Genomic DNA, 20698 nt, shown 5'->3' with positions numbered 1-20698 from the left:
ATTAATCCTGCTTATTCTAGCAAATTGGCAGGATCAGGTTGATGGTTAAATCACTTCATTTGTAGCAGATCTGCCCTGTGTACTTCAAAATATACATGCTCTGCCTGGCAAAAATAACTCGATCCAGAATAAAATGGACTTCACATGATTTGCATTTTAATTTTTAAATTCATTCGATTGACTTGAAAAATCGCAATGACCCTCGATTAACTATAAATAAGTCATCCAAGATCAATTGTGCATATGAAAAATCAGAATAGCCCAGAGATCATCACCATTGATGATCAGAATTTCGGTAGTCATGTCGAACACTGGACCCTGCTCACGGAAAACCCCGGTAGCGACGTTCCACAGTGGTTAGGCAAAGCACTCGATGCACCTGTGATGCCGATGGGTCTTTGTACACAAGAATGTGATATGGATGGAGATACCTGGCTGATTCAGGGGCCGAACAAAGCTGCAGTGCAGTTGAGTCAGGTGATTGCCGTCGAAAACAACAAACCTCAAGCAGTAAAAACTGCCTTCCCCTGCTTTGAAAGTCCGTATCAGGTAAAAGCCACGATTGACCGGATCATTTCCTGTAAATCCAATACTCAGGCGGTATTACGTTTGAATTTGGGTGCCAATAATATCATTTATGCTTTTGACAGCCTGTATAGCGTCAATCATGCGCATTATGAAAAAGACCAGCCTTATGTGGTGAACCTGAATGCCTGGGCCTATGAGCTTGAAGCTGTTGCCGAGCATGAACATCTGGTGGTTGATGATCCGGCTTCGATCAAGCACCACCGTGCCTTGAATGATATTCTGGCTGCCAATAATGGTGTAGCACCGGATAATTTGCAGGAACAGATTGATGCCTGGCAGCCGCAGTGCGAAGAAGATAAAGAACCTGTAACCGTAGATTTTTCTAAAATGGTGGCTTATCTATACGGCGAAACCATGGGTCAGGAAGATGAAGCCTGGTTCCAGGGCAATATTGTCGGTAAAACGACTATGCAGTTTATGGGTCAGGACTATACCCTTTATGATGTCACCCTCATTCATGATGAAGGCCAGCCTGCGACCTTGATCCGGATTGCAACGCGGAATGACCAGTACAGAGACTTCCAGATTGGCCAGTATATTCGTGGCAACTTGTGGATTCAGGCCAATATTTATAGAAAAGCGGCCTAAGTTCAAACAGAAAAAGAAGATATTCATTTTGATGGGTATCTTCTTTTAATCCATCTATATCCTTATTTGTCATTTTAATTTTTGATTATTTTTTATACATATTTTCTGGCTTAATAATCTATTTAAATTCATTAAAAACCGAGTTATCCACATTTTTAAATTCAAATAAATTCATTTTAAATATTTAAAATAACCCTAAAAACCTTGTAAAAATAAGCGATTGATTTCTCATATAAATAATCTGTTGTCATACAAATCTAATATTTAAATAAAAATGAAATTTATGCTCTTTAATTAAAAATGTACTTTATTTAATCAATTTTTTATGATAAAAATACTCACAACAAATTAGTATTAACGATAAATAGATCGGACAATAAATATCTATGAAAATCGTGCAAGAAGAAACATTACAACAGGTCGAGCATCATCTTAGCTCCCGCTATAATATTGATATGATGTCCTGCCTTTTTTTCATGTTGGGGATGCTGATCTGCGGATTCATCCTGCATACTTTTATTTTCTAAAATTATTGTATTCATAAAAAACCCAGCCTGTGCTGGGTTTTTTCGTTTCAGGAATTAACCATTGCGTTTGGCAAAGTCATCCATAAAGTTCACCAATGCCTGCACGCCCTCTAAAGGCACGGCATTATAAATACTTGCGCGCATACCGCCAACCGAACGGTGACCAGCAAGATTCAATAAATGCTGCGCTTCAGCTTCTTTCAGGAACTGTTTCTCAAGATATGCATTAGCCAAAGTAAATGGTACGTTCATGATCGAACGGTTTGCTTTTGCAATCGGATTCGCATAAAAATCGCTTTGATCGATATAACCATAAAGCAAGTTAGCTTTCTCAAGGTTCACTTTGTGCATGGCATCTACACCGCCATTTTCTAGCAACCACTCAAACACCAGACCAGACAAGTACCATGCATAAGTTGATGGTGTGTTAACCATTGAGCCATTTTTCGCTTGATCTGAATATTTCAAGATGCTTGGAATTTCAGGTTTAGCTTGATCAAGTAAATCTTCACGAATGATCACCAGCGTTAAACCAGCAGGCCCGATATTCTTTTGCGCACCCGCATAGATCAAACCAAATTTAGAGACATCTAAGGGTGCAGATAAAATGCTAGATGAATAGTCACAAACTAATGGCTTGTCTGTTTCAGGAATTGAGGCAAATTGCAGACCGCCAATAGTTTCATTATCCGCATAATGCACATAAGCTGCATCATCAGAAAGATTCCATTCGCTTTGTGTACTGATCGCATATTTGCCATCAATTTGGATACCCGCTTTTACAACATTGATATCGCCATAACGCTGCGCTTCTTTCAAGGCTTTTTCAGACCAGATGCCGGTATCGATATAGTCTGCTTTGTTGTTTTTGCCAAGCAAGTTCAATGGAATTGCCGAGAACTGTAGTGATGCCCCACCCTGCAAGAACAATACTTTGTAGTTCTCAGGAATATTCATGAGTTTGCGCAGGTCTGCTTCCGCTTTTTCAGCCATGGCAACATAGTCGGAACTACGGTGGCTCATTTCCATGATCGAAAGACCTTTGCCATGCCAGTCAAGCATTTCAGCTTGAGCTTTTTCAAGTACGGCAGTCGGTAATGCAGCAGGACCAGCACAGAAGTTGTACGCGCGCATGATTTTTCCTTTCAGAGTGAAACACAATAAAATGATGGCATTTAACCATATCTGGCAGGGTCTTGCACAAAATTATTTCAATCTATGAGTCAAGATAGAGTCAAAAAATCAATGTAGATTCACAAGATAAATTGACCAGTATTTTAGCCTGCTGTTTTTATCATCTTTGAACTAACAATTGAAAATATTCAAGATTAAGCCATTTTTTGATTCTGGATATTCTATTAAAAACAGCCGATAAGTATTTGAAATACAGATGTAAAAGAAACAATACTATAACTTTATAGTAGCTCTATTGGCATACCTTTGATTTATACTAGCTGAATAACATTACCGACTTTAAATCAGTTTAGCGACTTTATGAACTTAAAGAAAAATAAAAGACAGCTTGTCTGGGGTTTAAATCTGCTTGCATCGATGATGTATGGCAGCTTTGCTCATGCACAAAGCATCAGCTTTCAGGATGCTGAACGTCAGTTGTTGCAAAATTCTTATAGCAGCCAAGCCTATCAAAGTCTGGAACAGGCCTCAAAACTTGAAGCTGAAGCAGTGAAAGGTATAGGTCTGCCACGAGTCGACCTGAATGTTCGTGCGTATGCCTTTCATAATGAACTCGATCTGCCTTTGGGTGCATTAAAAAATAATTTAGAGCAATCCTTAACGGATGGTGTAAATAATAGAATTGATGAACTGAACTTAGGGGGTCTGGCTGACCCGCTAAAAAATAGTTTAAGACAACCTATTCAAAATGGGGTGGGCTTAATTCCTGATAGTTCGCATGTCGTGCTGGATGATCAGGTGATTCGCCCGACGGTTTCAGTCATGATGCCGCTTTATACCGGTGGACTGACAAGCAGCGCTAAAGAAATCGCCAATATTCAGGTCGGTCGTAGTCAGCTCAGCAACAAACAGCAGCAAGATACGCAGCGTTTTGAACTGATTCAAAGTTATTTCAATGTGCAGCTCCAAAAGCAATTGCATGCAGCTGCGCTGTTTAATTTGAATGCCATGCAGCAGCATTATCGCAATGCCTTAAAAATGGAACAGCAAGGTTTTATCAGTAAAGGCCAACGCATGCAGTTTGAAGTAGCACGCAATAATGCCGAGCGCAGCCAGCAAAATACGCAGGCCAATTTGAATGCTGCCCTGTTCCAGCTCAATAATCTGCTTCAGGAAAGTAGCATCACCGAACTTTCGACGCCTTTATTTGTCAATAAAACCGAGCCACAGGCCTTAAATCATCTGCTGAAAACCTTTAGTCAGAACTCTGCGCTGATTCAAAAAATGCAGCTGGATACTCAATTAGCTCAAGCCAATGTCAAAGCCCAGCAAGCAGCTAAAAAACCGAATGTTTTTGCTTTTGGCGAATATAGTCTGGATCAAAATGAAAACTGGATTGTCGGAGTTGCCGCACGCTATAACCTGTTTTCCGGGATCGATAAAAACAAAAATATTCAGGCTGCCGAACTCAAACGCTCTGCCACAGAATTACTCACTGCACGCACCCAGCAGGAAATTGAAAATCTGATTTATAAATCTTATAGCGAAGCACTCAGCGCACAGCAAAGTGATGCGCTTCTGGCACAAAACTTGAAAGCCGCACAGGAAAATTTACGCATCCAAGAATTGTCTTTTAAAGAAGATATGGGCACCGCCACACAGGTCATCGATGCACAAAATATGCTGAGCGGACTACGAGCTGAAACTGCCTTGAATGCCTACAAATATGTGATGTCACTGGCCACACTATTACAAAGCCATGGCTCGATTGCAGAATTTCCGAACTACATTCAACATACCAATACCCACTATATCCGCTAATGGAGCCGAACATGAACGAAGATCAAAAACCCAATGATCCTGTGAATGAAGCGACTTCATCCAGCGATACAGAAAAATCTCCTGCGCAACAGCTAGAAGCAAAAACTGAAATAGAAAATAACGCGGCGACTTCGACCGAGCATGAACAAGCTCCTGAAATCGCTAAAAAGAAAAAATATTTATTGCTCGCCCTGATTCCAGTTCTGTTGGCAGTCATCGCTTTTGGATTATGGAAAAGCTACCAACCGGCTCCGCTGGAATTGCAGGGTCGTGTAGAAGCTGAAACAGTTCAGGTGGCGACCAAAGTGCCAAGCCGTATTGAAGAAATTTATGTAGAAGAAGGTCAGCGGGTCAAAAAAGGCGATGTACTGGTGCGCTTAAACAGCCCGGAAATTCAGGCCAAAAAACAGCAAGCCGCAGCGGCTTTACAATCTGCGCTGGCCTTACAATCGACTGCTGAACGTGGCTCGCAAGAAGAAAATATCGCGAGCCTGTATGCCAACTGGCAATCGCTGAAAGCACAGCAAAATTTAGCCAAAGTTTCTTATGAGCGTGGTGCAAATTTATTTAAGGAAGGTGTGATTTCACGCCAGCGCCGTGATGAATTGTATGCAGCCAGTCAATCAGCGGCACAAATGACAGAAGCAGCGTATCAGCAATACGCACGTGCCAAACGTGGCAGCACCTCGCAGCAAAAGAGTTCTGCCGATGCACAGGTAGATATTGCCCAGGCTGCGCTGGATGAAGCCAATGCTTTAGAAGCAGAAACCCAATTAGTAGCACCTGTAAACGGAACGGTGTCTAAAACCTATGGCAAAGTCTCGGAGCTGGTAGCCACCGCAGTCCCTGTGGTCAGCCTGATTGAAGATCAAATGTGGGTGAGCCTGAATATTCGTGAAGACCAATATGCCCCGTTTCAGAAAATGAGCAGTATTGAAGGTTATATTCCCGCCCTAGATAAAACCGCCACTTTTAAAATCAAGCAGATCAGTGCTGAAGGTGAATTTGCCACCATTAAGACCACACGCCAAACCGGCGGTTATGATGTGCGAAGTTTTAAGCTGCATCTTGTGCCCACACCAGCGATTCCTGAACTGAAAGTTGGGATGAGCGTGTTATTTAAACTGAAAGAGACCCGATAATGTGGACGGGTATATGGCGCGAACTGCGCTATCTGCTCCGCGAAAAATGGGATCTGTGTCTGGTCACGCTCGCACCTGCACTGGTGATTATTTTATTCAGCAGCATGTTTGCTCAAGGGAAACCGGATCATTTACCGATTGCAATTATTGATCAAGACCAGAGTGCGCTGAGTCAAAGCATTTATCAACATGTGGCGCTGAATCATACTCTTAAAATTGCTACAGTGTCGGAGCAAACAGCTGAGATTGAGCGCCTGCTAAATCAAAATAAAATTTGGGGTTATATCCATATTCCCAGCGGTGCTGAGCAACGTCTGGTTCGTGCCCAGGATGCTGACATCAGTATTGCCTTTAACCAGAGTTATTTCAGTATCGGAAATACCATCTCCTCTGCCATGCTGGTCAGTACCCTGCAAGCACTGGCTGAATTTAGCGGAGAGCAATATCTGGGCAACCGGCTACCCTCTCTCGAAGCACCGTCACCGCATATCAAAATATCACCGCTGTATAATCCGCAACTGAATTATGAACTCTATCTGGAACTCTATGTCATTCCGGCAATTCTGCATTTACTGCTGTGTTGTTGTGTAGCATTTTCCGTCGGTCAGGAACTGAAGCGGCAGACCTTAACAAGCTGGATCAGCAACTCGTCCATCTGGATGGCATTACTGTCTAAGAACATGGTCTATGTGGCTATTTTTAGTCTATGGACCTGGGTCTGGATGTTCTGGCTGATTGAAATTCGCGGCTGGTTTGTCGCCGGCTCGCTCGCTCTGATTCTATCGGCACAATTTCTGCTATATAGCGCTTATGCATTTTTAAGCAGTGCAGTGGTTCTGGCAACCAAAGATTTAAGTAAATCTTTTGGCATCATTGCGGTCTATGGTGGTTCATCTTTAAGTTTTGCCGGTGTGACTTTACCTTTAAATAATGCGCCCCTATTCACCCAGTTTTGGTCCAATATTATTCCGTTCACGCCCTATGCCAAATTAGAAACTGAACAATGGGTGATTGGTAGTCCATTGCATATTTCACTGCAAGCTGGATTAATGCTGCTGATCTATGCCCTAGTCTACGCTCTGCTGGCTTATCTGTTTCTGAAAAAAATAGCTAAAGGAGCAGTCCAATGAAATCCCTCTGGTTTTACTATCTACAAAGCTTCAAGGATATTTTCAGTCACGGCACGATCTTTACCACGCTTATTCTATCCGTCTTATTTTACAGCTTTTTTTATCCAACCGCTTATCAGGCACAGCAGGCTGAAGCCTTACCGATTATTATTGTCGATGAAGAACAAAGTAACTTAAGCACCCGTATTATTGGTCAGGTGGCACAAAGCCCCAATGTGGAAATTCAGGCAATTACCGGCAATTTCGCCGAAGCCAAACAATGGGTGGAGTCACAAAAAGCCGATGGCATTTTACTGCTGCCGGACAATTTATCGCAAAGCTTAAGGCATGGTGAAACAGGTGGCATTGGCCTGTATTTAAGTACAGCCAACTTTTTAGTGACCAAACAAATTGGTCTGGGCTTAGCCACATCAGTTGAGCAAACTTTGGCAGACTATACTGAACGCTTTAGCAAGGTCTCGGATTTTTCACCAGCCCTTTCTGTGCATCAAATTCCTTTATTTAATCCACTGTCCGGCTATGGCAGTTATGTCTTTCCTGCGGTTGCACCCTTAATTATCCACCAAACCATTCTTTTGGGTTTGAGTATGCTGATTTTGGTATATCGGGAAAGAAAAGTAGAATTAAACGCAAATGCGTTCATTGGTATGGGTTTAGCAGTCTTTACTATTGGCTGTCTGGGATGTTTCTATTTATTCGGTTTCAGCTTCTGGCTGTTTGATTATCCGCGCGGTGGCAACCTGTTCGGGATGCTACTGGCTGTTCCGGTTTTTATCTACACGATAATTGGCATGACCTGCCTATTTGCCAGTTTTCTGGATCTGCCAGAACGTGCGGGTCATGTGATTGTATTCACTTCCATTCCACTGTTCTTTTTATCTGGTGCGGCCTGGCCACATGCTGCCATGCCCATCTGGATGCAAGTCATTGGTGAAATCCTGCCTTCCACCCAAATTGTGCAGATGTTTATTCAACTCAATCAGATGGGTGTACCTACCGCACTGGTCTTGCCTAAATTGCTTTATCTTGGAATGATCGGCAGCTTGTGCTTTTTCCTGGCTTATCGACGTTTAATTTCTAGTCATCAAAGCAGATAGAGCATTATAGTAATGCTCCTATTCCACTTATTTATTTGACTCGCCAAAGACCTGAATATTGAAATTACGAATCTTGTTGCTACCATTCGGCTTATCAAAACTCACATCATACTGAACCAGATTCTCCGGATAGGCAATTTCATAACTGACCTTATATTGTCCAGGCTGATTGATTGCTTCTTCAATCTCTTTGGTCATTAAAGTCTTAGACTTGTATTCACCTTGAGGAATTGAACGTGAAAAGCGTTTCATCAGCTTTTCATTATCCTTAAACTGGGTTTGCAACTGCGGTTCTAACTGATCCAGAAATTCCTCATATTTCCCGTCACGCAAATCCTCATAAGCCAGCTGTGCCGCCTTTTCCTGTTCAGGACTCGGATTCGGAATATTGTCCATTGAATTACAGCCAGTCAATGCAACCGCTGCTGCCAACAACATTAATTTGGTTTTCATCGCTTACCCTTATGCAGTCAAGGTTTATAAAAAAGGACGCCGAAGCGCCCTTTTTATCAGTAAAAAACTTATTCTTCTACTGAATTTTCACCATCTTTTGCAACTTGCTCAGTTTCAGCTGCTACATCTGTTTCTGCTACTAAAGATTCTGCACCTTCAATCGCTTCAACAAACTCATCTTCTTCAACCGCTTCGATTGAAACGACACCAACCAGCAATTCCTCATTACCTAGGCGGATCAGACGAACACCCTGTGCGTTACGACCGGTTTGCGCTACTTCAGATGCACGGGTACGAACCAGCGTACCGCCATCAGAGATTAGCATCAGTTCTTTAGAAGCATCGATGGCAACAGCGCCCACCAATTGACCGTTACGTTCAGAGGTCTTGATCGCAATCACGCCCTTACCGCCACGTTTCTTGGTCGGGAAATCATCTACTGGAGTACGTTTACCATAACCATTTTCAGATGCACACAGTACTTCGCCAGTTTCAGGTACAACAACCAGTGATACGATTCGGCTAATCAATGCTGAATCTGAACCATCTTCGTCATCAGACTCGATCTCAGTTTCATCATTTTCTTCTAGCTGTGCAGCTGCACCAATAGTCACGCGCATACCACGTACACCTTTGGCAGAACGGCCCATTGAACGTACATCAGTCTCTGCGAAGCGAATGGCTTTACCTTCGTTCGAGAACAACATGATTTGCTGTTCGCCGTCGGTAATCGCTACACCAATCAGGGTGTCATCGCCATTCAGCTCAATCGCACGTAAACCGTTTGAACGAACATTCGAGAACTGTTCAAGCTCTACACGTTTAATCGTACCGTATTCAGTCGCCATAAACACATAGAAGTTTTTACGTACCGCTTCAGCCTGCTGAGCAAAGTCATTGATGATGTCATCATCAAGATCTGTTGCAGAAAGCTCCAAGCCCAACTGTTTCAATTGAATACGCAATGCATCAGAAATATCATCTGCACCATCTTCAGATTCTGTCAGCGCTGCTTCAAGCTCGGCAAAATGAGCATTGATCACTTCATTGCTTTGCAACTGCGCTGCATTGGCTTTTACAAATGCCTTGAAGTCAGCCAGACGTTCTTTGAATTTCTTCGGCGCATCGATCACCGGCAAGATCGCGGTAATGGTCTCGTTTTCATCCAGCGGCAACAAGTTCACCATTGGGCGACCTTTGGCACCACGTGAGGCTTGTGGCACTTCATACACTTTCAGACGATAGACCTTACCAACGTTGGTAAAGCAAAGTACTGTCGCATGACTTGACGTCACAATCAGATGTTGAATGTAATCATCTTCTTTCATGCTGGTCGCAGACTTACCACGGCCACCACGACGCTGTGCAGCGTAGTCAGACAATGGTTGAGTTTTCGCATAACCTGATTTCGATACCGTCAGCACCATTTGCTCTTCAGGAATCAGATCTTCACGAGAGAAATCGATACGTGACTCGACAATCGACGTTTTACGTGCATCGCCATACTGCTGAAGAATTAATGCCAGCTCTTCACGAATGACATTCATCAACAGATTAAAGTCATTCAAAATTGCAGTCAGTTCAGCAATTTGTGACAGGATTTCACTATATTCAGCATGTAACTTGTCTTGTTCCAGACCAGTTAAACGATGCAAGCGAAGTTCCATAATTGCATTCACTTGGGTTGGTGACAAACGATAAATCTCGCCATCCAAACCAAATGGGCGACTTGGGTCTTCACCTTCAATCTCATCCGGACGCACAGAAACTGAACCGGCTTTTTCCAACAAGGCCAAAACACCGCCACCTGCCCACTCACCTGCCTGCAAACGCTCACGCGCTTCAGCCGGATTTGCAGAACTCTTGATGGTTTCGATGATGGCATCAATATTTGCCAGAGCAACGGTTAAACCTTCCAAGATATGACCACGTTCACGCGCTTTGCGTAATTCGAACATGGTACGACGCGTGACTACTTCCTGACGGTGACGGATAAACGCGGCAATGATGTCTTTCAGGTTCATCAATTTTGGTTGGCCATTGTCCAGGCAAACCATATTGATGCTGAAAGAGTTTTCAAGTTGCGTGTTCTGGAACAGGTTGTTCACGATCACTTCAGCGTTTTCACCACGCTTCAGGTCAATCGCGATACGCATACCGTCTTTGTCAGACTCATCACGAAGCTCTGAAATGCCTTCCAGTTTTTTCTCTTTAACCAGTTCTGCAATACGCTCAATGGTTTTTGCTTTATTGACCTGATATGGAATTTCAGTGAAGACAATCGTGGTACGGCCATTCTTCGGATCTTCTTCGAAATGGTATTTACCACGGATATGCAAACGGCCCTTACCGGTACGGTATGCATCGACGATACCTGATTTACCGTAAATGATGCCGCCTGTCGGGAAATCCGGACCAGAAATATGTTCCATCAATCCTTCAATGCTGATTTGAGGATCATTGGCATAGGCCAGACACGCATTCACAACTTCAGTCATGTTATGCGGCGCCATATTGGTCGCCATACCAACTGCAATACCAGTGACACCATTAATCAATAAGTTCGGAACACGGGTTGGCATGACTTGAGGAATACGCTCAGAGCCATCATAGTTGTCTTCCCACTCGACGGTATCTTTTTCAAGATCCGCTAACAGTTCGTGGGTCAGTTTACGCATACGCACTTCGGTATAACGCATGGCTGCTGCGCTGTCGCCATCGACCGAACCGAAGTTACCTTGACCATCAACCAATTGGTAACGCAAGCTGAAATCTTGCGCCATACGTACAATGGTTTCGTATACGGCAAAATCACCATGCGGGTGATATTTACCAATCACGTCACCGACTACACGTGCAGACTTTTTATAAGCTTTGTTATAGTCATTGCCTAATTCGTGCATTGCGAAAAGCACACGACGATGAACAGGTTTTAAACCATCTCGTACATCGGGCAATGCACGTGACACAATCACGCTCATCGCATAATCGAGATATGAGCTTTTAAGTTCATCCTCAATGGCAATCGGTCTAATTTCCGATACGCTCATGCATACTCCTTATTCTACAAGCCAATTTTGGCTTGTATTTATATGTCGTAAAACTAGCAAAATCATTAACTCAAACGACTGAGTTAAAAACTAAAATACAGCCCTAAATTATAGCATAAACACTTGTATTTTTGTGTCGAAATATTCAGCTTAACCTTGTTAATTATCTTCATTTTAGTGATCATTTTCTTGTTATTTCAAAACCGAAAATCAGCGCATCCAGACAGGATTTTTCAATACCCAAAATTTTGAAAAATACAGGAGTACAAAAACAAAATGCGCTAATCAACTGGCGCATCTTCATCGTTTTTTCTATATTTTTATTGTGCCTGGTTCAGTACTTTACGATAGCTCAGCACGGCCACAATCAATAAAACTGGCAATAACATTTCTACCCCTTCCTCAATGGTCATAATCATGATTTGAGTATGTGGCACCAACTGGATGCCGAATTCTTCTTTCAGGGTTGAGGTCGTGCGATCCAGCACCTTGCTCAGTCCGCCACAGGCAATGGTGAGGAAGATAAAAAAATGTGCAATATTCAAAGAATATTTCATGCTTCGTATGGTTTGAACCAATTTTTTCGCCAGTACCAGAAAGACAAAAATAATCCCGAGCAATAAAATAAATCCGAGCAGCTTATCCATGAGCGGAATTTCAGCACTGCGATAGAAATTAGTTTTAATAAAACTCATTTCAAACACCTGCTTATGAAAATCCATTTCCCGCAATCCCAACAATGTCGCTGCTATAGCCGTAAACACTCGGGTATTAGGTTTGATTTCAACATTGAGCAAACACAGCACTGCCAGCAAGTACCATAACCATGGACTCATGACTTCAAAAGCGCCTGATTCACTAAATAAATACTGAGTCACCGCAGGCGGTGCATTCAGGGCAGTATGAATGCAAATACCCAGATAAAGCGCAATCAGCAGAAAACTAATGAACAGGATATGGGCGGCTTTGGAAAAGGACATGATTAAAAACAGGAGAAAAACCAAACCGGAATTTTATCACTTTTCATGCAAATGAAATACTCTAGTTTCGACTGTAGAGTATTTTTAAAATTTTTGCATAAAAAAACGCCCTTGGACAAAACAGTAAAGCATTGCTTTCACTGCTTGCACAAGAGCGTATTTTGAACCCGATTCAGAAATTAGATTTTAGAAACCAATTCTGGAATTACAGTGTTCAGGTCACCGACTAACCAGTAGTCAGCGACTGCATTGATTGGCGCTTCTTCATCTTTGTTGATCGCAACGATCACTTTAGATTCTTTCATACCAGCCAAATGCTGAATCGCACCAGAGATACCTACAGCGATGTACAGGTCAGGTGCAACGATTTTACCAGTTTGACCCACTTGCATATCGTTTGGTACGAAGCCAGCATCTACCGCAGCACGTGATGCACCTTGAGCAGCACCAAGCTTGTCGGCCAATGGATCAAGGATCTTGTGATAGTTCTCACCAGAACCTACACCACGACCACCAGAAACCACAATACGCGCAGCTGTCAGTTCAGGACGTTCAGATTTTACGATTTCTTCGTTGATAAACTTAGAAATACCCGCATCACCCGTAGACGCAGCAGCTTCAACAGCAGCAGAACCGCCCTCAGCAGCTACAGCATCAAATGCTGTACCACGAACAGTCGCCAATACGATGTTTTCGCCTGATTCTACAGTTGCAATTGCGTTACCTGCATAGATCGGACGTTTGAAAGTCTTAGGACCATCTACCGCAATGATGTCAGTGATCATGCTTACGTCAAGAAGCGCAGCTGCACGTGGCAAAATGTTTTTACCAGTTGTTGTAGAAGCAGCAAGGATATGTGTATAGCCTTTACCTAATTCAGCAACAAGTTTAGCCACGTTTTCAGCCAATTGGTTTGCATAAGCAGCGTCATCAGCAAGTAATACTTTGCTTACACCCGCAACTTTAGCCGCTTGGTCAGCAACTGCCTGAGCGCCAGAACCAGCAACCAATACAGTGATATCACCACCGATTTTTTGCGCTGCAGCAACAACGTTTAAAGTAGCAGCGTTTAATGCTTTGTTGTCGTGCTCAGCGATAACTAAAATACTCATGATTTTTATCCTTCTGTATTAGATCACTTTCGCTTCGTTTTTCAATTTTTCTACAAGCTCGTCTACAGACTTCACTTGTACGCCAGCTTTACGCTCTGCAGGTGATTCAACTTTCACTGTTTTCAGTTTAGTTGCAGGGTTTACACCGAAATCTGCAGGTGACTTGGTATCAAGCGGTTTTTTACGCGCTTTCATGATGTTTGGAAGTGCCGCATAACGAGGCTCGTTCAAACGCAAGTCAGTGGTAATGATTGCTGGAAGTGTCAGTTCAACAGTTTGTAAACCGCCGTCTACTTCACGTGTTACTTGTACTTTGTCGCCATCTACTTTCACTTCAGAAGCGAATGTACCTTGACCCGCACCCATTAGAGCGCCAAGCATCTGACCAACCTGATTCGAGTCATCATCAATTGCTTGCTTACCCAGAAGGATCAATTGTGGTTGTTCAGCGTCAACAACGCCTTTAAGAATTTTAGCGATTTCCAGCGCACCCAGTTGGCTGTCATCAGCTTCAACCAGAATACCGCGGTCAGCACCAAGCGCCATTGCAGAACGGATTTGTTCTTGGGCTTCTTTAGGACCAATAGAAACAACAATGATTTCTGAAACAGTTCCTTTTTCTTTTAAACGAACCGCTTCTTCCACTGCGATTTCACAGAATGGATTAATTGACATTTTAACGTTAGTTAAGTCAACACCACTGTTGTCCGGTTTAACACGAACTTTAACGTTGGCATCAACCACACGTTTTACAGCAACAAGAGCCTTCATGTAATCCTCGGCTGTTTTAGCAAATGTAAATGTTGAGAAAAGTTAGTGTAACTCTTCACTTAAATTTTTTTAGGTGCCCTATCTTGCAATGTGTACGGCATTTCGGTCAAGTCACAATTCAACAAAGAGGTGTAAAAATGCGTAATTTTCCCTGAACGATGCGTTCACAATTAATTGTTATCGTTTTATTACAATGAAATGTATCAATATTTACTTAAAATTTAACCATTGATTTATATTATTTTTTTATCTGATTAATCACATCAGAAGTTTTGATTGATGACATTTAATTTAAACTGATTTAAAGCAGCTTGAAGCAAAACAGCCGGAATATACGTATGTCAGCTTTTGTCATTTTGGACAGAACTCTTTTTGAGAGCGAATTAAACCTAATATAAAGACAAATTGACCAAATAATAAACCAGCGCATTGAATTCTACGCCGACAAAGTGAATATTTAATTTCAAATCTTCGCAATTATAAAAAAAAGCATACTGCGAACAGTATGCTTTTTTGCAGCCAGATTAATTAATGATGAGCCAGCTTGCGGCAAGTGCCAGTAAACCACCAGAAGTTCCATCCACCCATTTTTGTTTACGTTCATCCATTTGGGTTTTCTGGCTGATTTTGCTGAATAAAATACTTAAGCCACAATACACCACAAAAATCAGACTGATAAAAATAAAGGACAGAATCAAACCTTGACTGACAGTATTGGCCGATTTATCAATAAACTGCGGCAAAATCGCAAAATAAATCAACATGCCTTTCGGATTTAACAGTGCGGTAAAAAAACCTTTTTTAATCGGATTGGCTGAGGTCTTTTTCTCAATGTTCAGCGCGTTTTTACTGAATACCGATTTGAGCAAACCAAAGGCCAGATACAGCAGATAAGCAATCCCGAGCCAGCGAATCGTTTCAAACAGCACCGGAAAAGAGACAATAATAGCCGCAATCCCGAGTGCCACCAGAATAGAATGCACCAGATAACCGCAACACACCCCTAAGGTTGCCATCATGCCTGCTTTTGCATCTTTACCCATCACTTGAGACAGGATAAATAACATATCGGGTCCAGGCGTAAAAATCAGGGGAAGCACGGTCAGTGCAAAGAGTACAAATACAGACATTTCCTTTTCCTTTCAAACTCCAGAAAGTGAAATAAGTATCTGCGATTTTTTACAAAATTGGCTTTCAATTTATTTTATAATAAGTATTATTTTTCGAATATTATTCTAATTTATGAAAATATCCACCAAGTCTGTGCGGGTAAAACTTGATCGAATTGATAAAAATATCATTCGACATTTACAGGCCAATGGCCGTATTCAGAATAATGATCTGGCACGTGAAATCGGACTTTCACCTTCGTCCTGTTTACGCCGGGTAAAATTACTGGAAGATGCAGGCGTCATTCAGAATTACACGACTATTGTCGACCAACAAAAAATTGGTTTTCAGCTGATTTTATTTTCGCGCATCTGGCTGGTCGGTCAGGATGCCGAAACCATTGATACCTTTATTGAGGCGATGAAAGAATTGCCGCAAGTGATGGAGTGCTACATCATTTTGGGAGAGAGCGATGCCATGTTGAAAGTTGTGGTGCCTGATCTGGAAAGTTACCGGAAATTCCAGTCGACCCATCTGACCAAAAAAAATGGTATTACCAGTGTCAAAACAGATTTACCGAGTCAGATTATTAAACAGAGTTTCCAGCTACCTTTAGAAGATTTATAGGCAAACTGATTTTAGATAACGAAGCTATGTTCTTAATTTAAGATTTGAATGATCGTAGCTTGCTGAAACCATAACCTGTGCTGCAAGCGCATAGATTGCAAGTTCTCGTATAAAAAAGGTTGCCTATAATAGAAGACAACCTTTTCCTCGTGAACAAAGCCAAACCACAGGACTGAATCTTATTATTATGCTGTGTGGATACTTCAGAATTTACTCAGTTTCTTGTGCTAAAAAATCACGATGTACATGGCTTAAATCTACCAGCTCATAGTCTGCCAATTCAAAAATTTGCCAAATCGCAATCGCATCTTCTTTTAAATCGACTGCTTGGGTCGCACGATTCGACAATTGCCATTGCAAATCAGAAATCCATAAATAGTATTGCATAGTCGCCGCATTAAAGGCCTGAACTTTCCCATCGGCATTAATGCCTTGAATGATGGCGCCTTCAGGTAAAGTCGCTTCAAGATTGGGTAAGCTAATGTCCACAAAATGTTTGATTTGTCGCAGACCATAACCTGCAAACATTTCTTTTTGAGCTTCACTTAACTGTGCATATTTTTGCTCTATATCTGCAATTACCAGTGTGTCCATGTCACCTCCCATCGGTCAAATGCTGAGACGCTGCTCAGCAATATTTCATTTTAAATATTAAATAGTATTTATTGTTATACCTGAAATGGCGCATTTAACGAATAAGACAATAGTGAAATGCTTACCCGAACGCCAATGTTCAGTTCAATTCCATTTTAAGGTTTATATATGAAAGTTTTGTGCCAAAAATACAATTTTCATGATTTTTATTCTTTAAAACTGGACACATGATCAATCTTCTTTATGCTGCGCACGCGGATGGGCCTGATCATAAATCTGGGCCAGATGGTCAAAATCAACATGGGTATAAATTTGCGTGGTGGTTAAATTACTGTGTCCCAGCATTTCCTGCACGGCTCGTAAGTCCCGGCTATTCGATAACATGTGACTCGCAAAACAATGTCTTAACAAATGCGGATGTAAATCTACATTCACGCCTGCGCGCTGCGCCTGAAACTTGACCCGATTTTCAATTTGTCGTGCACCGAGTGGATTGCCTTTCTGGGTAATAAATACATTCGCCTCCGGTACAAAATCGCCATTCCATAAGGGATAGACTTGCAACCAAGCCATCACGCTGTCTTTGGCCTTGGAACCGAAAGGCACTATCCGGGTTTTATTGCCTTTACCAGTAATGCGTAATAACTGCCGGTTGAAATCAATATCTTTAATTCTCAGGCTTTGCAGTTCTGCCAGACGCAGCCCACTGGAATAAAGCAATTCTAACATCGCTTTGTCCCGGAGCCACATTTGCTGTTGTATTTCATTTTCAGGCGCAGGCTGATCAATAATTTGGTTGACGGTTTCAATATCCACCATGCCCGGCAAAGGACGCGATTGACGTTTTAACTGAAAATCATCCGCCGGATTAAAAGCCATATGCTGAGCCTGCTCGGCCCATTTCATAAACTGACGAATAGCCGAAAGCATACGTTGCAGGCTGCTAGGACTGAGCTGATGCTGTTCCACTTTTTCAGCCAGAAACTGGCGTAAATCGGTGGCTTCTACATCGTTTAAATTGAGCTGCTCACGCTGGCAAAACTCTAAAAAATCTGAGACATCACGTTCATAGGCTTGCAAGGTATGTTTGGACTGGTTTTGAATTTCACGTTCTTTCAGCCACATGTTAAGCAAGAGTTGAGGTGGGACAATCACTGCTTGCTCCATTTAGAGTTGCTCCAAATAATCTTGAATCAGCATTGCAACCTGATTTGCATGAGAATTGGCAAAGAAATGATCTCCACCTTGGATAATATGCAATTTTGCATTTTTAAAAATTCCTGCCAAGTATTGTCCAAGCTGAACAGTACTTAAAGGATCATGATCGCCCCAGATCAGTAAGATCGGAATGTCAAGACTTTCAAGCTGAATGCGGCTAAATTCAGTTTGGTCTTGTACAAACCAGTCCGGTGCTGTTTTAAAATGTTCACGATAATCTGTTCGCCAGTCTGCACAATGAAAAGTTTTTAAATTCAGACCACCAGATGTCGCCAACAATACCAGCCCTTTGACTTTCTGTGGATGCTTAAGTGCCAACCCAACGGCCAAGACACCGCCCATAGACTGGGCAATCAGAATGGAATCATCCTCAATTTTTTCTTTCACGAATTCTTGCAGATCATACAGGTTTTGAATGGCCAAATTTGGTGCTACGCCATCAAAGCCCGGATAGGCAATGACTTGCTGATCTGGATATTTGGTTAATGCTGCCCTTAATGGCTGCCAAAAGTGCTGGCTTCCTGAAGCACCCGGCAGGAAAACAAGCGTATTCATCTCATTCAAATTCTACGGTTTTTCCCATCCTAGCATAAAAAAAGCACCATCGATCAGACAGTGCTTTTTTCTCAAGCGGAACCAAGCTTAACCTTGGAAATAACGTAAATCCAGACGTCCTTCATACACGGTCGCCGTTGGTCCGGTCATCCAGACCACATCACCTTCTTTCCATTCAATTTGCAGCTTGCCGCCTGCCAGTTCAACTTCCACTTTGCTCGACAGCAGACCACGGCGCATACCTGAAATTGCGGCAGCACAGGCACCTGTACCACAAGCTAAGGTCTCGCCTACACCACGCTCGTACACACGTAAACGTGCATGTTTTTCATCAATAATCTGCATAAAGCCAGCATTGACTCGTGCCGGGAAGCGCGCATGTGATTCAACTTGTGGACCAATACGTGCGACATCAGCAGCGATCACATCCGGTACAATTGTCACCGCATGTGGATTCCCCATATTGACCACATCAATGGTCAGCTTTTCACCGCCAGCAAGATCGATGTCATACAGGCTCTCCGGCGCATCAGCTACAAATGGAATTTCCTGAGGCAAAAATTTTGGATAACCCATATTGACCCGTACCCAACCATTCGCACCCAATTCCGGCTCTACAATACCAGATTTGGTTTGTACCTTGATTTTGGTTTTGGTCGTGAGCTGACGATCATGTACAAATTTGGCAAAACAGCGCACGCCATTGCCACATTGCTCCACTTCCGAACCATCGGCATTAAAAATCCGGTATTTAAAGTCTGCACTTGGTACATCGGGTGGCTCAACCACCAAGAGTTGATCAAAACCAATGCCGAAGTTACGGTTGGCCAAACGCTGAATGGTCAAAGTATCCAGATAAGCACGCTGGCTGATCAGGTCAACCACCATAAAGTCATTGCCCAGACCATGCATCTTGGTAAATTCTAATAACATCCTGATTTATCCTTAAGGCAATAAACGCTCACGTTCCCAGAGTGATTCAATCGTTTCACGTTCACGAATCAAATGTGCCTGATCAGCATCGACCATTACCTCAGCAGCACGTCCACGGCTGTTGTAATTTGAACTCATCACAAAACCGTATGCACCTGCGCCCAGCACAGCCAGCACATCATTTTCCTTGATCGCAAGCTCACGCTCTTTACCCAGAAAATCACCAGTTTCACAAATTGCACCCACCACATCCCATTCTTTCATTTCGACATCGGTACGAGGTGTAACAGATTGAATATCCATCCATGCTTCATATAAAGCAGGACGAATCAGGTCATTCATCGCAGCATCAATAATCGCGAAATTACGGTGATTCGTTGGTTTTAATAGATCCACTTTAGTCAGCAGCACACCTGCATTGGCAGAGATACTACGTCCCGGTTCCATATACACTTTCAAGCCCAATTTTTCTAAAGCTGGACGTAGCGCATTGGCATATTCTTCAACCGATGGCGGAGTCTCATCTTTATAGGTCACGCCTAAACCACCACCGATATCGATGTGTTTAAGGTTGATCCCGAGTTCTTTCAACTGGTCAATCATCACGATGACACGATCCAGTGCATCCACAAATGGCTGGGTTTCAGTCAGCTGTGAACCGATATGGCAGTCAATCCCGACCACATCCAGATTTGGCAATGATGCTGTATATTGATAGGTTTCAAACACGCTATCTGATGGAATACCGAATTTGTTTTCTTTTAAGCCGGTTGAAATATAAGGATGGGTTTTGGCATCCACGTCCGGATTAACACGCAAAGAAATCGGTGCTTTGACATTCAGTTCAGCCGCAACTTTCTGGATACGATCCAGCTCGGCATAAGACTCGACATTAAAGCAGGCAATCCCGACTTCTAAAGCTTTCTTGATATCTGCTTCAGATTTGCCCAGGCCTGAGAATACGATTTTCGATGCATCACCGCCGGCTTTCAGCACACGTGCCAGTTCACCACCGGTCACAATATCAAAACCGGCACCCTGTTTGGCCAATACATTCAATACCGCAAGATTAGAGTTGGACTTTACCGCAAAACAGATTTGATGATCGATAAAGTTAAAAGCACGATCCATATCCAGAAAATGCTTTTCCAAAGTGGCTTTAGAATAAACATAGAGTGGTGTGCCAAATTGCTCCGCGAGCTGTTGTAATGAACATTGCTCAGCGTGCAATACCCCATTAATGCGGGTGAAACTCATGAAGGTATCCT

General features: G+C 42.6%; 19 protein-coding genes. 6 read left to right on the top strand and 13 right to left on the bottom strand.

The genetic code is table 11. The features are described 5' to 3' along the window. Positions 1 to 243: 243 nt before the first annotated feature. Positions 244 to 1176: a hypothetical protein gene (locus FTV42_RS00970; protein WP_005103874.1), complete on the top strand. Its 933-nt coding sequence runs from the start codon at positions 244 to 246 to the stop codon at positions 1174 to 1176. A gap of 410 nt (positions 1177 to 1586) precedes the next feature. Here FTV42_RS00970 and FTV42_RS17490 read toward each other — a convergent pair whose 3' ends face one another. Next, a complete protein-coding gene (locus FTV42_RS17490; RefSeq protein ID WP_005103875.1) occupies positions 1587 to 1718 on the bottom strand; it encodes a hypothetical protein in 132 nt (43 codons plus the stop codon). Between the two features lie 39 nt (positions 1719 to 1757). Beyond that, positions 1758 to 2837, bottom strand: a complete 1080-nt coding sequence (gene serC / locus FTV42_RS00965) for a 3-phosphoserine/phosphohydroxythreonine transaminase (protein ID WP_180037137.1) — start codon at positions 2835 to 2837, stop codon at positions 1758 to 1760. Positions 2838 to 3197: 360 nt separating this feature from the next. Between serC and FTV42_RS00960 the strand changes: the two genes are divergently transcribed. Genes FTV42_RS00960 through FTV42_RS00945 form a run of 4 tightly spaced genes read left to right on the top strand, consistent with a single transcriptional unit; the run spans position 3198 to position 8027 of the window. Then, positions 3198 to 4658: a TolC family protein gene (locus FTV42_RS00960; protein WP_005103878.1), complete on the top strand. Its 1461-nt coding sequence runs from the start codon at positions 3198 to 3200 to the stop codon at positions 4656 to 4658. 11 nt (positions 4659 to 4669) lie between these two features. Next, positions 4670 to 5800 (top strand): HlyD family secretion protein, encoded by a 1131-nt coding sequence (locus FTV42_RS00955; RefSeq protein WP_180037136.1) that lies wholly within the window; start codon positions 4670 to 4672, stop codon positions 5798 to 5800. Beyond that, the gene (locus FTV42_RS00950) at positions 5800 to 6930 is read left to right on the top strand and encodes an ABC transporter permease (RefSeq protein WP_180037135.1); all 1131 of its coding nucleotides are present in this window, start codon (positions 5800 to 5802) and stop codon (positions 6928 to 6930) included. The genes FTV42_RS00955 and FTV42_RS00950 overlap by 1 nt, the downstream gene beginning before the upstream one ends. Then, positions 6927 to 8027 carry an ABC transporter permease gene (locus FTV42_RS00945; RefSeq protein ID WP_180037134.1) on the top strand — a complete coding sequence of 367 codons (1101 nt, stop codon included), beginning with the start codon at positions 6927 to 6929 and terminating at the stop codon, positions 8025 to 8027. Before FTV42_RS00950 ends, FTV42_RS00945 begins: the two co-directional genes overlap by 4 nt. Positions 8028 to 8054: 27 nt before the next feature. On the opposite strand, the gene FTV42_RS00940 is transcribed toward FTV42_RS00945, so the two are convergent. The 6 genes from FTV42_RS00940 to FTV42_RS00915 form a co-directional block, all read right to left on the bottom strand. Next, the gene (locus FTV42_RS00940; protein WP_148334288.1) at positions 8055 to 8480 is read right to left on the bottom strand and encodes a DUF3887 domain-containing protein; all 426 of its coding nucleotides are present in this window, start codon (positions 8478 to 8480) and stop codon (positions 8055 to 8057) included. A gap of 68 nt (positions 8481 to 8548) precedes the next feature. Beyond that, entirely contained in the window at positions 8549 to 11530 is a 2982-nt protein-coding gene (gyrA, locus tag FTV42_RS00935; protein ID WP_180037133.1) for a DNA gyrase subunit A, read from the bottom strand. A 320-nt stretch (positions 11531 to 11850) separates the two neighbouring features. Beyond that, positions 11851 to 12510 (bottom strand): hypothetical protein, encoded by a 660-nt coding sequence (locus FTV42_RS00930; RefSeq protein WP_180037132.1) that lies wholly within the window; start codon positions 12508 to 12510, stop codon positions 11851 to 11853. A 179-nt stretch (positions 12511 to 12689) separates the two neighbouring features. Further along, positions 12690 to 13622 carry an FAD-binding protein gene (locus FTV42_RS00925; RefSeq protein ID WP_004280494.1) on the bottom strand — a complete coding sequence of 311 codons (933 nt, stop codon included), beginning with the start codon at positions 13620 to 13622 and terminating at the stop codon, positions 12690 to 12692. Between the two features lie 18 nt (positions 13623 to 13640). Then, positions 13641 to 14393 carry an electron transfer flavoprotein subunit beta/FixA family protein gene (locus FTV42_RS00920; protein WP_004731799.1) on the bottom strand — a complete coding sequence of 251 codons (753 nt, stop codon included), beginning with the start codon at positions 14391 to 14393 and terminating at the stop codon, positions 13641 to 13643. Positions 14394 to 14917: 524 nt separating this feature from the next. Beyond that, positions 14918 to 15523 (bottom strand): LysE family translocator, encoded by a 606-nt coding sequence (locus FTV42_RS00915; RefSeq protein WP_005252483.1) that lies wholly within the window; start codon positions 15521 to 15523, stop codon positions 14918 to 14920. 112 nt (positions 15524 to 15635) lie between these two features. Here FTV42_RS00915 and FTV42_RS00910 point away from each other — a divergent pair, with 112 nt between their 5' ends. Then, on the top strand, positions 15636 to 16130 hold the full coding sequence (locus FTV42_RS00910) for an Lrp/AsnC family transcriptional regulator (RefSeq protein ID WP_004645712.1): 495 nt from the start codon (positions 15636 to 15638) through the stop codon (positions 16128 to 16130). Between the two features lie 210 nt (positions 16131 to 16340). Here FTV42_RS00910 and FTV42_RS00905 read toward each other — a convergent pair whose 3' ends face one another. From FTV42_RS00905 to lysA, 5 genes are all read right to left on the bottom strand, one after another. Next, on the bottom strand, positions 16341 to 16724 hold the full coding sequence (locus FTV42_RS00905; protein WP_180037131.1) for a hypothetical protein: 384 nt from the start codon (positions 16722 to 16724) through the stop codon (positions 16341 to 16343). Between the two features lie 231 nt (positions 16725 to 16955). Then, complete coding sequence (xerA, locus tag FTV42_RS00900) at positions 16956 to 17891, bottom strand: site-specific tyrosine recombinase/integron integrase (RefSeq protein WP_005252485.1); 936 nt, start codon at positions 17889 to 17891, stop codon at positions 16956 to 16958. Next, positions 17892 to 18497 (bottom strand): alpha/beta fold hydrolase, encoded by a 606-nt coding sequence (locus tag FTV42_RS00895; protein ID WP_180037130.1) that lies wholly within the window; start codon positions 18495 to 18497, stop codon positions 17892 to 17894. Between the two features lie 87 nt (positions 18498 to 18584). After that, complete coding sequence (dapF, locus tag FTV42_RS00890; protein ID WP_004645716.1) at positions 18585 to 19430, bottom strand: diaminopimelate epimerase; 846 nt, start codon at positions 19428 to 19430, stop codon at positions 18585 to 18587. A gap of 12 nt (positions 19431 to 19442) precedes the next feature. After that, positions 19443 to 20687 (bottom strand): diaminopimelate decarboxylase, encoded by a 1245-nt coding sequence (gene lysA, locus FTV42_RS00885; RefSeq protein WP_180037129.1) that lies wholly within the window; start codon positions 20685 to 20687, stop codon positions 19443 to 19445. Between the last annotated feature and the right edge of the window lie 11 nt (positions 20688 to 20698).

Origin of the sequence: Acinetobacter sp. YH16052 (assembly GCF_013417155.1) — a bacterium.
Taxonomy (GTDB): domain Bacteria; phylum Pseudomonadota; class Gammaproteobacteria; order Pseudomonadales; family Moraxellaceae; genus Acinetobacter.
The sequence above is the reverse complement of the archived record's forward strand: the minus strand, read 5'-3'. Positions and strand labels throughout refer to the sequence as shown.

Bases quoted from the DNA above. Each gene is read 5' to 3' on its own strand.
- FTV42_RS00950 (WP_180037135.1), top strand. From the start codon at position 5,800: ATGTGGACGGGTATATGGCGCGAACTGCGCTATCTGCTCCGCGAAAAA.
- dapF (WP_004645716.1), bottom strand. From the start codon at position 19,430: ATGTTATTAGAATTTACCAAGATGCATGGTCTGGGCAATGACTTTATG.
- FTV42_RS00970 (WP_005103874.1), top strand. From the start codon at position 244: ATGAAAAATCAGAATAGCCCAGAGATCATCACCATTGATGATCAGAAT.
- FTV42_RS00930 (WP_180037132.1), bottom strand. From the start codon at position 12,510: ATGTCCTTTTCCAAAGCCGCCCATATCCTGTTCATTAGTTTTCTGCTG.
- FTV42_RS00925 (WP_004280494.1), bottom strand. From the start codon at position 13,622: ATGAGTATTTTAGTTATCGCTGAGCACGACAACAAAGCATTAAACGCT.
- FTV42_RS00960 (WP_005103878.1), top strand. From the start codon at position 3,198: ATGAACTTAAAGAAAAATAAAAGACAGCTTGTCTGGGGTTTAAATCTG.
- FTV42_RS00905 (WP_180037131.1), bottom strand. From the start codon at position 16,724: ATGGACACACTGGTAATTGCAGATATAGAGCAAAAATATGCACAGTTA.
- FTV42_RS00940 (WP_148334288.1), bottom strand. From the start codon at position 8,480: ATGAAAACCAAATTAATGTTGTTGGCAGCAGCGGTTGCATTGACTGGC.
- lysA (WP_180037129.1), bottom strand. From the start codon at position 20,687: ATGAGTTTCACCCGCATTAATGGGGTATTGCACGCTGAGCAATGTTCA.
- FTV42_RS00895 (WP_180037130.1), bottom strand. From the start codon at position 18,497: ATGAATACGCTTGTTTTCCTGCCGGGTGCTTCAGGAAGCCAGCACTTT.
- xerA (WP_005252485.1), bottom strand. From the start codon at position 17,891: ATGGAGCAAGCAGTGATTGTCCCACCTCAACTCTTGCTTAACATGTGG.
- FTV42_RS00920 (WP_004731799.1), bottom strand. From the start codon at position 14,393: ATGAAGGCTCTTGTTGCTGTAAAACGTGTGGTTGATGCCAACGTTAAA.
- FTV42_RS00910 (WP_004645712.1), top strand. From the start codon at position 15,636: ATGAAAATATCCACCAAGTCTGTGCGGGTAAAACTTGATCGAATTGAT.
- FTV42_RS00915 (WP_005252483.1), bottom strand. From the start codon at position 15,523: ATGTCTGTATTTGTACTCTTTGCACTGACCGTGCTTCCCCTGATTTTT.
- FTV42_RS17490 (WP_005103875.1), bottom strand. From the start codon at position 1,718: ATGAATACAATAATTTTAGAAAATAAAAGTATGCAGGATGAATCCGCA.
- FTV42_RS00945 (WP_180037134.1), top strand. From the start codon at position 6,927: ATGAAATCCCTCTGGTTTTACTATCTACAAAGCTTCAAGGATATTTTC.
- serC (WP_180037137.1), bottom strand. From the start codon at position 2,837: ATGCGCGCGTACAACTTCTGTGCTGGTCCTGCTGCATTACCGACTGCC.
- FTV42_RS00955 (WP_180037136.1), top strand. From the start codon at position 4,670: ATGAACGAAGATCAAAAACCCAATGATCCTGTGAATGAAGCGACTTCA.
- gyrA (WP_180037133.1), bottom strand. From the start codon at position 11,530: ATGAGCGTATCGGAAATTAGACCGATTGCCATTGAGGATGAACTTAAA.